The sequence below is a fragment of the Allobosea sp. genome (assembly GCF_017308075.1).
In the GTDB taxonomy this organism is placed as follows: Bacteria; Pseudomonadota; Alphaproteobacteria; order Rhizobiales; family Beijerinckiaceae; genus Allobosea.
The window spans coordinates 46,901-62,352 of record NZ_JAFKFX010000042.1 but is presented as its reverse complement, the minus strand read 5'-3'; the positions used below and the strand labels follow the sequence as shown (position 1 = coordinate 62,352).

The 15,452-nt window shown below is 65.7% G+C and carries 14 protein-coding genes; 5 read left to right on the top strand and 9 right to left on the bottom strand.

Going from position 1 to position 15,452, the window contains the following annotated elements; genetic code table 11:
* Nucleotides 1-4 precede the first annotated feature (4 nt).
* The 3 genes from J0J10_RS22070 to J0J10_RS22060 all read left to right on the top strand — a co-directional run bounded on the left by J0J10_RS22070 (nt 5) and on the right by J0J10_RS22060 (nt 2,625).
* Entirely contained in the window at nt 5-772 is a 768-nt protein-coding gene (locus J0J10_RS22070) for an amino acid ABC transporter ATP-binding protein (protein WP_291649205.1), read from the top strand.
* Between the two features lie 19 nt (nt 773-791).
* Complete coding sequence (locus tag J0J10_RS22065; protein WP_291649203.1) at nt 792-1,490, top strand: alpha/beta hydrolase; 699 nt, start codon at nt 792-794, stop codon at nt 1,488-1,490.
* Nucleotides 1,491-2,055: 565 nt separating this feature from the next.
* Complete coding sequence (locus J0J10_RS22060; RefSeq protein WP_291649254.1) at nt 2,056-2,625, top strand: flavin reductase family protein; 570 nt, start codon at nt 2,056-2,058, stop codon at nt 2,623-2,625.
* Nucleotides 2,626-2,713: 88 nt separating this feature from the next.
* On the opposite strand, the gene J0J10_RS22055 is transcribed toward J0J10_RS22060, so the two are convergent.
* The 9 genes from J0J10_RS22055 to J0J10_RS22015 form a co-directional block, all read right to left on the bottom strand.
* On the bottom strand, nt 2,714-3,910 hold the full coding sequence (locus J0J10_RS22055; RefSeq protein WP_291649201.1) for a MalY/PatB family protein: 1,197 nt from the start codon (nt 3,908-3,910) through the stop codon (nt 2,714-2,716).
* Between the two features lie 106 nt (nt 3,911-4,016).
* Nucleotides 4,017-5,189 carry an N-methyl-L-tryptophan oxidase gene (gene solA / locus J0J10_RS22050; RefSeq protein WP_291649199.1) on the bottom strand — a complete coding sequence of 391 codons (1,173 nt, stop codon included), beginning with the start codon at nt 5,187-5,189 and terminating at the stop codon, nt 4,017-4,019.
* A 22-nt stretch (nt 5,190-5,211) separates the two neighbouring features.
* The gene (locus J0J10_RS22045; protein WP_465247238.1) at nt 5,212-6,135 is read right to left on the bottom strand and encodes an ABC transporter substrate-binding protein; all 924 of its coding nucleotides are present in this window, start codon (nt 6,133-6,135) and stop codon (nt 5,212-5,214) included.
* A gap of 67 nt (nt 6,136-6,202) precedes the next feature.
* Nucleotides 6,203-7,147, bottom strand: coding sequence for an ABC transporter substrate-binding protein (locus J0J10_RS22040; RefSeq protein ID WP_291649198.1), 945 nt, complete (start codon nt 7,145-7,147; stop codon nt 6,203-6,205).
* 47 nt (nt 7,148-7,194) lie between these two features.
* On the bottom strand, nt 7,195-8,964 hold the full coding sequence (locus tag J0J10_RS22035) for an amino acid ABC transporter permease/ATP-binding protein (RefSeq protein WP_291649196.1): 1,770 nt from the start codon (nt 8,962-8,964) through the stop codon (nt 7,195-7,197).
* A 26-nt stretch (nt 8,965-8,990) separates the two neighbouring features.
* Nucleotides 8,991-9,518 (bottom strand): GNAT family N-acetyltransferase, encoded by a 528-nt coding sequence (locus J0J10_RS22030; protein WP_291649194.1) that lies wholly within the window; start codon nt 9,516-9,518, stop codon nt 8,991-8,993.
* 14 nt (nt 9,519-9,532) lie between these two features.
* On the bottom strand, nt 9,533-10,711 hold the full coding sequence (locus tag J0J10_RS22025) for a M20 aminoacylase family protein (RefSeq protein ID WP_291649192.1): 1,179 nt from the start codon (nt 10,709-10,711) through the stop codon (nt 9,533-9,535).
* Nucleotides 10,708-12,060, bottom strand: a complete 1,353-nt coding sequence (locus J0J10_RS22020; protein ID WP_291649190.1) for an LLM class flavin-dependent oxidoreductase — start codon at nt 12,058-12,060, stop codon at nt 10,708-10,710. The genes J0J10_RS22025 and J0J10_RS22020 overlap by 4 nt, the downstream gene beginning before the upstream one ends.
* 29 nt (nt 12,061-12,089) lie before the next feature.
* On the bottom strand, nt 12,090-13,061 hold the full coding sequence (locus J0J10_RS22015) for an MsnO8 family LLM class oxidoreductase (RefSeq protein WP_291649188.1): 972 nt from the start codon (nt 13,059-13,061) through the stop codon (nt 12,090-12,092).
* Between the two features lie 439 nt (nt 13,062-13,500).
* On the opposite strand from J0J10_RS22015, the gene J0J10_RS22010 reads away from it, so the two are divergent.
* Nucleotides 13,501-14,427, top strand: coding sequence for a LysR substrate-binding domain-containing protein (locus J0J10_RS22010; RefSeq protein ID WP_291649186.1), 927 nt, complete (start codon nt 13,501-13,503; stop codon nt 14,425-14,427).
* A 353-nt stretch (nt 14,428-14,780) separates the two neighbouring features.
* Nucleotides 14,781-15,407 (top strand): GNAT family N-acetyltransferase, encoded by a 627-nt coding sequence (locus J0J10_RS22005; RefSeq protein WP_291649184.1) that lies wholly within the window; start codon nt 14,781-14,783, stop codon nt 15,405-15,407.
* Nucleotides 15,408-15,452: the final 45 nt, after the last annotated feature.

Here is a 15,452-nt window from a genome sequence, read left to right as displayed (position 1 = left end):
AACGATGACGACATCGACGCTGGCGGCAGCCGACACCGCTCCGATGATCCGCCTCCGCGGCGTGAGCAAATGGTATGGCGACTTTCAGGTTCTGAAGAAAATCGACTTCGAGGTCGCGCGCGGCGAGCGCGTGGTGATCTGCGGGCCGTCCGGATCAGGAAAATCGACCCTGATCCGTTGTATCAACCGGCTCGAGGACCATCGCGACGGTGAGATCCTCGTCAACGGCGTCACCCTGGACCACAGCATGCGCAGTGTTGCCGCCGTCCGGCAGGACGTCGGCATGGTGTTCCAGCAATTCAATCTCTTCCCGCACCTCACCGTCCTGCAAAACCTCATGATCGCGCCCATGAAGATCAAGGGCGTCAGCAAGGACGAAGCGGAGGCGACGGCGCGCGAATACCTGCTGCGTGTCCGCATTGGAGAGCAGGCGCACAAATACCCTGGCGAACTCTCCGGCGGACAGCAGCAGCGCGTGGCGATCGCACGGGCGCTGTGCATGAAGCCGACGGCCATGTTGTTCGACGAGCCGACCTCGGCCCTCGACCCGGAAATGATCAAGGAGGTCCTCGACGTGATCGTCGAGCTCGCCGGTCAGGGCATGACCATGGTCTGCGTCACCCACGAGATGGCTTTTGCGCGCACCGTCGCCGACCGCATCCTGTTCATGGACAAGGGGGAGATCGTCGAAGAGGCGCCTCCGGAAGCGTTCTTCACCAATCCGCGAAACGAGAGGACGAAGGCCTTCCTCGGGCAAATCCTCCATCGCTAGCCAGCCTGGGGAGGCTCGCTTGATCCGCTGCCAGGACGGCAGCTTCGAGGCCACGGGCGAGACGCTGCGCTACACCTGGGTAGCGCCCAGCGGCAGCGCGACCGGGCACATGCTGTATCTGCACGGCGGCGGCTCGGGGAACCGCAAGCGTATCGGCTATCTTGCCCGGGCCTTGGCGGAGCGGGGCGTCTCGACCTTCGCCTTCGACTTCTCCGGCCATGGCGAGAGTTCCGGACAACTCTCCGGGTCCAGCCTCAGGCTGCGGCTCGACCAGGCGCGTGCCGCGGCTGCGTTCATGGGCGAAAGCGAGCCCAGCATCGTCATGGGCAACAGCATGGGCGGCTATGTGGCAGCCGAGTTGCTCGCGTTCCTGCAGCCGCGTTCGCTGGTGCTCTCCTGCCCTGCCCTTTACGTGGCGGAGGCATTCGATGTGCACTTCGATCATCATTTCACTGAGGTTCTGCGGCAGAGCCGGGATTTCGCGAATGCCCGCCCTCTCCCACTCCTCCGCACATTCCGTGGAAAAGTGCTCCTCGTCACCGCCGGGCAGGATCACGTAATTCCCGCTAGCGTGATCGAAGCCTATCGCCGAGCCATCCCCTCGGCCATGCTCGATCACCTCGATCTTCCCGACGCTCCCCATCAGATCCATCCATGGGCGGCTCGAGATCCCATCCGCATTCGCCTGCTGGCCGACAAGATCGTGGCAAGCTCGTAGGGTTCATGGCGGCGAGAAGACGACCCGGGACTCTCGGGAGATTGTCGCTGAGCCGAGACCCTGATTTGCCTCCGGATTTGAGCCGAGGCCGTCAATCAAGGAGGCGGACTAGACGAAGGCGGAAGGCGGTGGCTCCTGCCTGCACGGTGCATGCGGCAAGCCGCGTCGGGCGTGCCTGGCCTTGAAGATCGACCGCTCGACGGCGCGCTGCAGGAGCGCCCGTCCGGTTGATGCCCATTGCGCGCTTGGAACGACACGCAGAGAACGACAAGTTGTTTTCTTTATAGAACCATAATTCCTGCCAATCAGGCATATCGCCATTCAACACCAGCGCAAACGTATATTTTCTACCGTAATCCCAATCAGTAGAATACATTGTTTCGACATTTGATTCTTTAAAAAGAACATTCTTGTTGACGTTATAACTTGTCTGAGCGAGTTTTTTACCGACTTTGACGAGACGCCAGCCAGAAACGGCGTGGCCTTCCGCCGGTCGATTACTCGATCAAGCGCGCCGTCGGCATTCGGCATGGCGCGCTGAAACGGAGCTAGCCTTTTGACCATCATCCCGCTCCACACCAGGGCAGCTCTCCGGCAGCAACCTGCCTCGCCCGATACCGCCACGTTTCGCACGGCGCTGCGTCGGCTCGTCGGTGGCGTCAGCGTCGTCACCGTCGGGCGTGGCGAGGACCGCACCGGCCTGACCGCAACCTCGGTGTCGTCCCTTTCGGCCGAACCGCCGACGGTGATGTTCGGGCTCAACCTCGCATCGTCGAGCTTTCCCTTGCTCGGCCGACACCGCGCCTTCGGCGTCAACTTCCTGACCGCAGCCCAGGCCAAGGTCGCGGATCGCTTCGCTGGCCGTGGCGGCGAAAAGGGCGCGGCCCGCTATGCCGGGGTGGAGTGGAGCGAAGGCCCGACCGGAGCTCCGCTCCTCGTCGGTGCGCTGGCCGCTCTCGACTGCGAGGTGGAGGATCTGATCGAGCGGCACTCCCATGCGATCGTCATCGGCCGCGTCCGCGAGATCCGGCTCGGCGGCGAAAACGCCGCGCTGGCCTATTGGCGCGGCAATTACGAGCGGCTGGGCTGGTTGCCGGAGGAGGCCTCGGCCGCGCTCGGCCTGCGTTCCGACTGATATTCGCCAGCCAAGCGCCGGCTTAAGGCCGCCGCGCAGCCGCAAGATCGGAGGCGGCCGGAATACCGCCGCCCCGCCGTGAGGGAACTCAGTTCCCGGCATTCCGCGAGAGGGCAGCAGCCATGCGCTCGACCGCCTGCGTCAGCGTTGCTCGCGTGCAGCCGAAATTCAGGCGGACGAACTGCTCGTATCCCGTCCCGAAAACCTCCCCGGCATAGAGCCCGAGCTTCGCTTCCTCGAGAAAGAAGAGATGCGGCCTCTGCTTCAGGCCCAGCGCGCTGCAGTCGAGCCAGGCCAGGAAAGAGGCCTCGGGAGGATGGTAGCGGATGTCCGGGATCAGCCGCCAAAGCGCGCGGCCCAGGTGATCGCGGTTCTCCTGCAGATAGTCGAGAAGCGCCGCGCGCCACGGGCCGGCGTCGCGATAAGCCGCCAATGTGGCTTCGAGCCCCATCAGATTGACACTGTCGACCATGCCGCTGCGGGCCGCGTTGAAGGCATCGCGGAGCTCGCGGTCGGTGATGATGGCAAAGCCGGTCTTGAGTCCCGGGATGTTGTAGGTCTTGCTGGCGGACATGAGCGTGATGGTCCGCTTCGCGATCTCCGGAGCGAGGCTCGCGATCGGAACATGCGACCGGCCGTCGAAGACGAGATCGCAATGGATTTCGTCGGAGATGATCAATGTGTCCCCGGCCTCGCAGGCCGCGGCGATGAAGGCGAGATCGTCCCGCGCGTAGACATGGCCCGTCGGGTTGTGCGGGTTGCACAGGAGGAACGCGCCAGCCCCGGCCAGCTTTTCCGCCAGCGCGCCGCGATCCAGCCCGTAGCCCTTCTCGCCACGGACGAGCGGCACATGAAGCGCCTCGAGGCCCCAATGGCTCGGCGCATCCAGGATGGGCTTGTACATCGGCGTCTGGATCAGGATCTTTTCGCCGGGCGAGAGGCTCGCCTTCAGGGCCATGTTGAAGCCGGGCTCGATACCCGGCAGGAACACGATGTCATCGGGCGCGATCCGCCATCCGAACCGCCTGTCGAGATCGGCCACGATCTGCTCGCGAAGCTGGGATTTGGCGACGGCATAGCCGAATACCGGATGGTCGAGCCGCCGCTTCAGCGCCGAGACGATTTCAGGAGCGACGGCGAAATCCATGTCGGCGATCCACATGGGCAGGACGTCGGCCGGATAGCGGCTCCATTTCGTACTGCCGGTCTCGAGGCGGTCTGGCGCGAGGTCGAAGTCGTACACGGGATCGATGCTCTCTGTGAAAGGTTGGCGGCGGCCGGCCATGCTCTATCTCCGGCACCCTGGACCGGGCGAAGGCCGCGAGGCTCTGCCTATCGTGATCGAGCACCAGGCCGGATGCTCTTCCGGCCTCGGCTCGGCGATATGTCGGCTAGGCAGCAACGTCAGGAAGCGGCGCATGGCCGAACCGCGCCAGTCCGAAAGCCGCGAGATCGATGCGGCTTGCGCCATCCAGAAGCCGCTGGCTGACGGCCTCACCGATCGCAGCCGAGTGCTTGAAGCCATGCCCCGAGCAGGGCGAGACGACGAGCACACGCTCACATTGCGGCCATTGGTCGATGATGAAGCCGTTATCCGGAGAAACCGTGTAGAGGCAGGTCTTGCGGCGCGATTGGTCGACGCGCAGGCCTTTCAGCCGCCCGGCGATGGAACGCGCATAGAAGTCACGCGACTCCTCCTCCTCGCTCGATCGATCAAAACCATCCGGGTCGACGCTGCGGGTCTTCTCGCCATGGGCCAGCTTCACCGAGCCGTCGAAGGCGGGAAAGCCGTAAAAGCCCTCTTCCACGCCGTGCCCGTAGGACCAGATATAGACCGGCGCCTCGCCCCATCCGGCCGGAGCAGACGGCTCGAGCGCATACCAGTGCAGGATTTCGCGCGTGGGGCGCAGCAGCCCGGAGACCTGCGGCCCCAGCAGCCGGCCAGCCCAGGCGCCGGCGCTGACCACGACGCGGCCCGCGAGGATCCTGCCCTTGCCGGTCCTGATCTCGACATGACCGGCGTGCGGGACGATCGCCTCGACCCGCGTGTCGAGCACCAGCCGCGCGCCGGCTGCGGCGGCGAGCCGAAGCTGCGCCGCGACGCAGCGCTCGGGACGCAGATATCCGCCTTCCGGCTCGAAATAGACCCGGTCTCCGTCGGCGACGTTCAGCCAGGGATAGCGGCGGCGCGCCTCGTCGGGGGCGATCAGCTCGTGTCGTGTGCCGCTGCGCCGGGCGACGGCGAGCGTACGCTCGACATAATCGGCCGCACCGTGCTGCAAAGGCTCGCTCGATATCGCCAGGAAGCCGACCTGCCCGAACAGGCTTTCGCCAGTCCGGCCCTCCAGCTCCTTCCAGATCTCATGCGAGCGCTTCACCAGTGGCGCCAGTGCCGTGCCTTCGGCCACGCCGAGGCGCGTGACGCGCGTCTCGCCATGGCTCGAGCCGTTCTCGTGCGGCGGATGGAACTGATCGACCCCGAGGACGTCGGCGCCGCGCGATGCAAGCTGAAACAGGGCGGCCGACCCCATGGCGCCGAGGCCGAGGACGACGATGTCCGCCATTTGAGAGCTCATGATCGCGCCCTCAATATTTCGGCAGGCCGCGGGGATTTGTCTCGGGCTTTTCGAGGCGCTCCTCCTCGACACCCCAGCGCCTGAGCGCCGCATCGAAGGTGCCGTCCCGATAGGCGCCTTCCAGGGCGAGCGTGATCGCCTGGGCCAGCCCCGCGCCCTTGCGCGTCGCCACGGCGACGTCCGACCTTTCCGGCCAGCCCGCGCTCAGCACGCCCACGCGCCTGATGTTCCGGTCGCGCTGTTGGATGAAGAGCAGCTGCGCATGCGGCTGCACGATCACGTCGGCGCGGCCCGAAGACAACGCCAACAGGCGATTGGCCTCGTCGTCGAAGGTGATGAGCTCGATCGGCTTCAGCCCCGCCGCGAGGTTCTGCTTGCTCCATTCGAGCAGGATGCGCTCCTGATTGGTGCCGCCACCCAGCACGACGCGCAGCCCCGCGACGTCCTTTGGCTCGGCGATCTTCCCGACCTTGCTGTCCGCCTTGACGAAGAAACCGTGCAAGCCCGCGCGATAGCTCGAGAAATCGAACTTCTCCTTGCGCTGCTCCGTGACGCCGATGTTGGAGATCGCCGCATCGTATTTTCTGGATGCGACTCCCAGCGGCCAGTCTGCCCAGGGCGTGGGAATGAGCTTGAGCCTGAGGCCGAGGCTGTCGGCGATGAGCTGCGCGACATCGGGATCGGCGCCGACAAGGGTCGCGGAATCCGTCGCATAGGTCGCCAGCGGCGGCGTGCTCGCATTGGTCGCCACGGTCAGGACGCCGGGCTCGACGAGCCTGGCGTCGCCGGCGATGGCGGCGATCGCCGCGGGATTGGGCTGCGTACGAGGCCGGCCAGGCTGTTGCGGGCTCAGATCATAGACGCTCTGCGCCGAGGCGAGCGTGGCGAACGCAACCATGGCGGCGGCGGCAAGGGCCGCCTTGCGGATGAACATTGGTTTGCTCCTGAAAGGAGCGGGCCGCCGGCTTTCGGCGTCCCGCATCGCGGTTTCGCGGTTCGCGTTAGCTCCTGGGGAGCCCTGGCGGGTTGGTGCGCGAGACCTCGATTGCCTCCGGCGCGAGCCCCCAGCGCGCCAGCGACTTCTGGTAGTTGCCGTTCTTGATCTGCGCGTTGAGCACGGCGGTGATCGCTTCGGCGAGACCGGCGCCCTTCTTCGTCGTCACCGCGATCTCGGCGATCTCTGGCCACCCCCCCGAGAAGGAGCCGACGAGGCGCGTGGTCCCGGTCTGCGCGGATTTGAAGCCGAGCGTGCCATTGGGACCGAAATAAGCGTCCGCACGGCCGGATTCCAAGGCCAGATAGAGCACGACGTCATCGTCGAAATACTGCACTTCGGTGGTCTTGAGGCCCTTGGCCTCGTTGGCCTTGATCCAGCGCAGCAGGATCTGCTCCTGATTGGTGCCGGAGCCGACGATGACCTTGAGGCCGGCGACGTCCTCCGGCTTGGCGATCTCCTTGATCGCGCTCTTGCTGCCGACATAGAAGCCGAGTTGGTCCTTGCGGTAGGTCGAGAAGTCGAACCGCTCCTTGCGCTGTTCGGTGACGGTGACGTTAGAGATCGCCGCGTCATACTTGCCCGAGGTGACACCCAACGGCCAGTCGGCCCAGGCCACCTGCACCACCTCCAGTTCGAGACCCAGCCCGTCGGCGATCAGCCGCCCGATATCGGGCTCGGACCCGACGATGATCCTCTGATTGTCGGTCGCATTGATGCCGAACGGCAGGCGCTGTCCGGTCGTCGCGATGGTGAAGGTGCCGGGCTTGGCGAGCTTCACGTCCTTGCCGAGCAACTTCACCGCTTCCGGCACGACCTCGGCGCGCGGCTGCGCCTTCTGCACGGAGGTCAGATCGAACTGCTGCTGGGCGAAAGCCAGCGAGGGGGCGAGCGCGACAAGCGCAACGAAGCCGAGCGCAACGCGGCGCGGCATGGCGAGGGAATGCGTCATGAGCATCAGCCTTTCAATCTTCGGAGAGAACGCGTGTTGGAAGGGGATCAAAGGACCTTCGCGAGGAATTCCGCCGTACGCGGATGCTCGGGTGCGCCGAGCACCTTTTCGGGCGCGCCGACCTCGACGATCCGGCCGGCATCCATGAAGACGACCGTGTCGGCGACTTCGCGGGCGAAACCGATCTCATGGGTGACGATGACCAGCGTCGCGCCGGAGCGGGCGAGTTCCTTGATGACGGCGAGCACTTCGCCGACCAGTTCCGGATCGAGCGCGGATGTCGGCTCGTCGAAAAGCAGCGCCTTGGGCTTCAGCGCCAGGGCGCGGGCAATCGCGACGCGCTGCTGCTGGCCGCCCGAGAGCTGGCGCGGATAGGCGTTCACCTTGTCGAAGAGGCCGACGCGGGCAAGCAGTTCGCTTGCGGCGGCTTCCGCTTCGGCGCGGGCGACGCCGCGCGCATTGACCGGCGCCTCGACGATGTTCTCGAGCGCCGTCAGATGCGGGAACAGGTTGAAGTTCTGGAACACCATGCCGACATCGACGCGCCGGCGGAGCACCTCTCTCTCCTTCAGCTCGTAGAGGAGCTCGCCCTCCTGCCGATAGCCGATGAGCTGGCCGTCCAGCGTGATCACGCCGCGGTCGAGGCGTTCGAGATGGTTGATCGAACGCAGCAGCGTCGACTTGCCGGACCCGGAGGGGCCGATGATCGCGGTGACCGATCCGGACGGCAAGGTGAGCGAGACGTCGTCCAGGACCTTCAGCTCGCCGAAGCTTTTCGAGACGTTGCGGATGGTGATCTCGCCCCCGCGACGCCAGACCAGCGGAGCGGGAACCACCGGCGCGGCGGAGGCGGCGGCCGGCGGCACGGCGGGCGCGGCCCTGCGCGCGAGACGGCGCAGCAACGGATCGAAGATCGAGGGCGGGAGATGCCGGAGCGCGCCGCGGGCATAGTAGCGCTCGATCTGCGCCTGGACCACGGAGAGCACGGTCAGGATGACGAGATACCAGACCGTCGCCACCATCAGCAGCGGGATCACCTCCAGGTTGCGGCGGTAGATCACCTGTACGGTGTAGAACAGTTCCGGCAACGCCAGGATGTAGACGTTGGAGGTGCCCTTCGCGAGGCCGATAATGTCGTTGAAGGCCGTCGGGATGATCGAACGCATCGCCTGCGGCAGCACGATGCGGAAGAATTGCCGCTGCCGCGGTAGGCCGAGGGCCGCGGCGGCCTCATGCTGGCCCTGGTCGACGGAGAGCAGCCCGCCGCGGATGAACTCGGCCGAAAAGGCGGCCTGGTTCAACGTGAGGCCCAGCACTGCCGCCATGAAGGGGCTGATGAGCTGCGTGGTGGGATAGGAAAAGAAGTTCCAACCCGTGAAGGGCACGCCGAGCGAAACCGTCTCGTAGAGATAGCCGAGATTATTGAGGATCAGCAGGAGCACGATCAGCGGGATTGAACGGAACAGCCATACGAAGGTCCAGGACACCGCGGCCAGAGGCACCGAGCCGGATAGCCGTGCCAGCGCCAGGAGAGCCCCGATGGAGAAGCCGAAGAGCGCACCAAGCAGCGTCAGCAGCAAGGTGCGGCCGAGCCCAGCGATCACCGGCTCGGAGAAGAACCATTCGGCAAAGACGTCCCAGCCCCAGCGCGGATTGCCGAGCACGGAGTTCACGACCGAGAAGACGAGGACGAGCGCGAAGGCTCCGCCGACGAAGCGCCAGGGATGACGGGCCGGCACGATGCGCAGGCCGGCCGCGTCGAGGCGCGGCTGGGACAGGGGTACGGCGGCCGCAGAGCCGTCGACGGCGAGAGACATGTCAGGTTCCTCTTCGGGATTTGGGCTCAGGCCGGGAGGGCGGCCGCATCGGCCAGCGCGCTCAAGGGCGTGGCGAGCCGCTTGCGGAACGACAGAAGGCTGAACTTCGTGGCATCGACGTTCAGGTCGAATTGCGGCTCGTAGGCGAGCGACCGGTAGAGCCGCACGGCTTCCGGCTGGCGGCTGCCGGTCGTCAGGTAGAGGTCCGTGTAGCCCTGCAGCCGCGCGAGCCGTTCGAGTTCCATGACGACTCGCGCCGCGAGCCCCTGCCGCCTCAGATCGGGCCGCGCCCAGACCCGCTTGACCTCGGCCGTCGCCTCCTCGGCATGCGGCATGAAGGCGCCACCGGCGATCGCCTCGCCGGCACGCAGCACGAGCAGGAAGCGGCCGCGGGGCGGCAGGAAGAGCTCGGGCGGATAGCGGTGCAGCTCGACGACCGCCGGGTCGCGACCGGGAATGTCACCATAGCGGCCGTCATATTCACGGATGAGGTCCTGGATCAACGGTTGCGCCAGCGGATCGGCCGGGCTGGTCGAAAAGAACTGATCGGCCATCGGATCTCCCTCGCTCAGGCCAGAAATCGCTCGGCGAGACGCGTCCAATAGGTCGCGCCCGGCGCGATCAGCGCGTCGTTGAAATCGTATCGGGGAGAATGGAGCGGCGGGCCCTCCCCAGCCCCGATGAAGAGGAAGGCGCCGGGGCGTTGCTCCAGGAAATAAGCGAAATCCTCGCTCGCCGAGCGTGGCCGCAGATGCTCGATCACCCCGGCTGCGCCGAAGGTGGACAGCGCGGCCTCCCGCGCGAAGCGGGTTTCGGCGGCGTGGTTGACCACGGCCGGCATGCCGAGCCGGTAATCGACGTCGGCCTTCGCGCCGAAGGCGGCGGCCTGGGCTTGCGCCAGCGCCGGCAGCCGCTCGGCCAGCAACGCGCGGACCTCGGGCGTGAAGCTGCGGATCGTCGCCTGAAGCTCGACCGAATCCGGGATGACATTCGACGCCGTGCCGCCATGGATCGAGCCCACCGTGACGACGGCCGCGTCCAGCGGATCGATATTGCGCGAAACGAGGCTCTGCAGCGCCGTGACCAGATGGGCGGCTGCCAGCACCGGATCGACGGTCTCGTGCGGCGCGGCGCCATGCCCGCCCTTGCCGGCCACCGTGATGACCGCCTTGTCGACCGCCGCCATGGCCGGCCCGTCGACGAAGCCGAAGACGCCCTCGGGCACGCCGGGCCAGTTATGCAGGCCGAAGATCCCATCCACGGGGAAGCGCTCGAACAGCCCGTCACGGATCATCGCCCGGGCGCCGGCACTGATTTCCTCGGCCGGCTGGAAGATCAGCCGCAGCGTGCCGTCGAAGGACTTTCTCAGGGCGAGCGCACGGGCGGCCGCCAGCAGGATCGTGGTATGCCCGTCATGACCACAGGCATGCATCACGCCCGCGCTCCGGCTCGCATAGGGCAGGCCCGTCGCCTCGGCGATGGGCAGCGCGTCGAAATCGGCACGGATGCCAATGGCGCGCTGGCCGGCCCCATTGCGCAGGGAGGCGACGACGCCCTCTCCGCCAATGCCCGTCTCGACCTCGTAGCCCCATTCGACGAGCAGCTCCGCGATCCGCCCCGCCGTCTGCCGCTCCTTGGTCGAAAGCTCCGGATTCTGGTGGAAATGGCGCCGCAGCGCGACGAAGCGGTCGAGCTCCGCCGCGACTTCCCGCGTGGTGAGCGGCGGGGCTCGAAACGGAGCGTTCATCGCGCCGTCGCCCGCAGCGCAGGCGCCTCGTTCTCGGCGTAGCGGCTCGGCTTGAAGGGCAGGCCGAGATGGTCCCGCAGGGTTTCGCCGGAAAGATCGCGGCTGTAGCGCCCGCGCGACTCGAGTTCGGGGATCACCAGCTCGACGAAGTCGTCCAGCCCCTCAGCCGTCACCGAGAAGCCGAGAATGAAGCCGTCGGCTGCGCCCGCATCGATCCAGCGGATGATCTCATCCGCCACATGCGCGCCGGTGCCGATGAAGTTCGGCTTGGGCGTCGCGGCCTCGAGCGCGACCTCGCGCAGCGTCTGGCCTTTTTCCCGTGCGTTCTTCTTGATGCGGTCCGTGGTCGAGCGGAAGCTGTTCCTGCCGATCTCGCCCAGTTCCGGGAATGGCGCGTCGAGCGGGTACTGCGTGAAGTCGTGATGGTCGAAATAGCGGCCGAGATAGGCCAGCGCGTCGTCGATCGACAAGAGGTTCCGGATGACCTCGTACTTCGCCTGCGCCTCTTGCGCCGTGCGGCCGACGATCGGGCCGATGCCGGGGAAGATCTTCACGTCGTCGGCGCGTCGTCCATGCGCGACGGCCGCCGCGCGCACCTGATCACGGAAGGTCTTCGTCTCGGCGACGGAGGGCGAATGGGTGAAGACGGCATCTGCGTATTTGCCGGCCAGCTTGATGCCGGCCTCCGATGAGCCGGCCTGGAAGATCACCGGCTGGCCCTGCTTCGAACGGCCGATGTTCAGCGGACCTTCGACCTGGAAGAAGCGCCCCTTGTGATCGAGCCGATGCAGCTTGGCGGGATCGAAGAAGCGGCCGGTCGCGCGGTCGCGCAAGACTGCGTCGTCATCCCATGAATCCCAGAGGCCCTGCGTGACCTCGAGATATTCGTCGGCGATCTCGTAGCGCAGCGCATGCTCGGGATGCTGGCGGCTGTAGTTGTTGGCCGAGCCCTCGAGCGGCGTGGTGACGACGTTCCAGCCGGCCCGTCCCTTGGAGATGAGGTCGAGCGAGGCGAACTGCCGGGCGATCGTGAAAGGATCGGAATAGGAGGTCGAGACCGTGCCTGCGAGACCGATCTTCGTCGTCGCGACCGCCAGCGCCGACAGGATCGTCAGCGGCTCGAAACGGTTGAGGAAATGCGGGATCGACTTCTCGTTGATGTAGAGGCCGTCTGCCACGAAGGCGAAGGTAACGCCTGCCGCCTCGGCCTTCCGTGCCGTGTCGATGTAGAAGTCGAGATTGACGCTGGCATCGGCCCGGCCGGAGGGATGGCGCCAGGAATTCATGTGCCCGCCCGCACCATGCAGCATGATGCCGAACTTCACGGGCTTCTTGTCGGTCGCGGTCATGGGGCGCCTCATTCCTTTCAGGTCAGCGGTCAGGCCGCGGCGCGGCGGGTGCCGGTGGCGATCAACTCGATGGAGAGCCGGCGCGCGGCACCATCGGGAACCGGGTTGTCGAGCACGAGTTCGTTCACGTCGAAGCGCTCCGCGAGCGCATCGAGTGCGGCGCGCACATCCTCGCCCGAGCCGGCGATGACGTGGGGCTGCGTCTCGCGGATGGTGAAACCGCTGTCGCCCGCCTGCCGCGCGAAGCTCTCGGCCTGCTCGCGGCTGCGCAGATTGAGCGCACGTCCATCCGACAGCGTGACGCGAAAGATGCGCGTTTCGCGCACCGCGTCCCGCGCCGAAGCTGCCGAAGTTGCCGCGAAGGCATGTACGGCCAGCGCCGGTGCGCGGCCGCCGCCGGTGCGATAAGCGCCGAGGCTGGCCTCGATCAAAGCCGCATCGCCATTGAAATGGCCGGCGAAGACGAAATCCCAGCCGAGTCGGGCGGCAAGCGCACCGCTGTCCGGGGAGCCGCCGAGCAGAACCCGCCGCGGCGCGACGCGCGGCAGCGGGCGTGCGAGTTCGCCGTTCAGATGTCCGTCCAGCTCCTCGGCCAGAGCGGCGAAATCGGGCGGAGCCGACTTGTCGAGGCGGGCTTGAAGCGCCTGGGTGGTCTGCGGCAATCCGCCGGGCGCCCTGCCGATCCCGAGGTCGACCCGATCGGGCGCGAGCGCAGCCAGAAGCCTGAAGGTCTCGGCGACCTTGAAGGGGCTGTAATGCTGCAGCATGACGCCGCCGGATCCGACGCGAATACGTTCCGTCGATGCCAGAACCCACGCGGCCAGGATTTCCGGCGCCACGCCGGCGACCTCCGCGCTGCCATGATGCTCGGCCAGCCAGAAGCGATGATAGCCGAGCTTCTCCGCATGGCGTGCATAGGCGACGGTATCGGCCAGGGCACGTTCAGGGTTGGAGCCCCCGGGAATCGGGCTCTTGTCGAGAAGGCTCAGAAAATAGGTCATGTTCGGCTCCGCCGGCGCCGTGGAAAGCGACATGCGATAAATTACGCGTCGACCGGCAGGCGGAGTGAAACAAGTATTTCATCTTTACTTATCGAAATAGATCATAAGGCGAAGAAACAATACGTATATTCCCTTCACCCGCTTTCCAGCGGCAAGGCTATTCTCCGTTTCTCGCAAACTTTGCGATGAATAAGCTGCCGCCCCGGGCCTGAACGGTGCCGGAACCGATGGGGCCAAACGCCGGGGCGATGCTGCTCTTTGCAGAGCCGGTTCCGGCCGGATTGCCGCTTCGATGCCGCGCCTGGAAAAACCCATGCGTGTCAGGCCGTGACAGCGTCGTTTCGTTCTCCGGAAGCGGCCGATTTCGCAAAGACCCACTCGCGGGCGGGCCCTATCATGGCCGAAGAGCCACCAGGCCCGGACAAACGCCGCCAACCAGATGAATCTGCAGCAGTTTCGCATTCTCCAGGAAGCCGTCCGCAGCGGCTACAACTTCACCGAGGCTGCGGCGGCGCTGAATACCTCGCAATCCGGCGTGTCGAAGCACATCCGGGACCTTGAGCTGGAACTCGGCGTCGAGCTGTTCGAGCGACGCGGCAAACGCATGATCGGCCTCACCGAAGCGGGCCGCTCCGTCATCAGCTATGTCGAGCGCATCCTTGCCGACGCGATGAGCATCAAGCGCGTCACTGACCAGTTGCGCGATCCCGCTTCCGGTGAATTCGTGATCGCCACGACGCACACCCAAGCGCGCTATGCGCTGCCTCGCATCATCAAGCAATTCCGGGACGAGTTTCCCCGCGTGCGTCTCTCGATCCGGCAGAGCGAGCCCACCGAGATCGTTGCCCGCTTGCGCGAAGGAAGCGCCCATATCGGCATAGCCACCGAAAGCCTTGCCCAGGCGGCGGATCTGGTCGCCTTCCCCTACTACAGCTGGCGCCACATCGTCATCGCCGGCCGGAACGACTCGCTCGCCAGCCGCAGCGATGTCGGCCTGTCCGAGATCGCGGAGCGGCCGATCGTAACTTACGGCCAGGGCTTCACCGGGCGCCCGCTGATCGATGCGGCGTTCCATGATCGCGGGTTGAGGCCCGATATCGTCGTCTCTGCCATCGATTCCGACGTGATCAAGTCCTATGTCGCATTGGGGCTGGGCTTGGGCATCGTCGCCGAGGTCGCCTTTGATCCGGAATGCGATCCTGGCCTGGTCAAGATCGCCGACGGCCTTTTCCCAATAGCGACATCCTATATCGCAGCGCCGCGCGGGCGCTTCCTGCCCGGCTACGCCCATCGCTTCATCGAACTGTGCAGGCCGGAGCTCGAGGCGGGCATCGTGAGCAGAGCCATCGGCACAGTGCCGACCTGAAGCCCGGCATACGCCATTCCTGAATATAGAAAATCCAATCTATCGATAAAAAATAAAACGAAGCTCAATTATAATCTGCGCACGAAAAATATACTTCTTACGCAAACTCAATATTCGATTGACGAAAAAGCTTATTCGATCATTTAATTTGACCCAACACGAAAGAATTGCCTTATTCATAGCAGCCAAACGGCTTAGAGAGCCCGATTTACTGCATTTTCAAGGCTTGACCCGGCTTCTCCAGCCGATGCGCCAGGTCGGAAGCCGAGCACCATGCCGACATTGCCTCCTGCATCTGCCGTCGCCCCGGACGGGTGGCTCTCATCGAATGGCCCGGCCGAGAGGCTGCTTCCATGAGCGACGTCATCCTCAGATCGTCGCATCATTGCGAGGCGGCGCGGCCGCTCGTCGAAGGGCTCATCCTCGAATATGACGGGCGCTATGGCGCGAACAGCCGGCCCGGCGGGGCGCGCTCGGAGCTGTTCCGCTATCCGGCCGAAGCCTTTTCGCCACCGCTAGGCGACTTCATCCTGCTGCAGCGGTCCGGCCGGACCATCGCCGGCGGCGCCTTCATGAGCCATGACGACGAGACGGCCGAATTCAAGCGCATCTGGACGGATGACGGATTTCGCCGTCAGGGGCTGGCAGAGCGCATCGTCGCCGAATTGGAAGCGCGGGCCGCCGCACAGGGCTACAGGCGGGCCTATCTCACGACGGGCTTCCGCCAGCCCGAGGCGACGGCGCTCTATATCAAGCTGGGCTATCGGCCGCTATTCGACGTGACCGCCGATCCGGCGCTCTACCGCTCGCTGCCATTCGAAAAGCGCATCGGCGCCGAGACCGGGCAATCCGGGACCTCGCCGATCTACGAACCGGCCGCATCCCTCGAAGCTGCGACGGCGCGCGTCACCGCGCTGAAGCATCAGCAGGAAGCCCTGATCCTGGCGCGGCTGGCCGCCCATGGCGTCCTTGCCGCCTGAGCACCGATCGGAAGGGCGACACGCGCCGGAGCGAGCCTGTCGTTC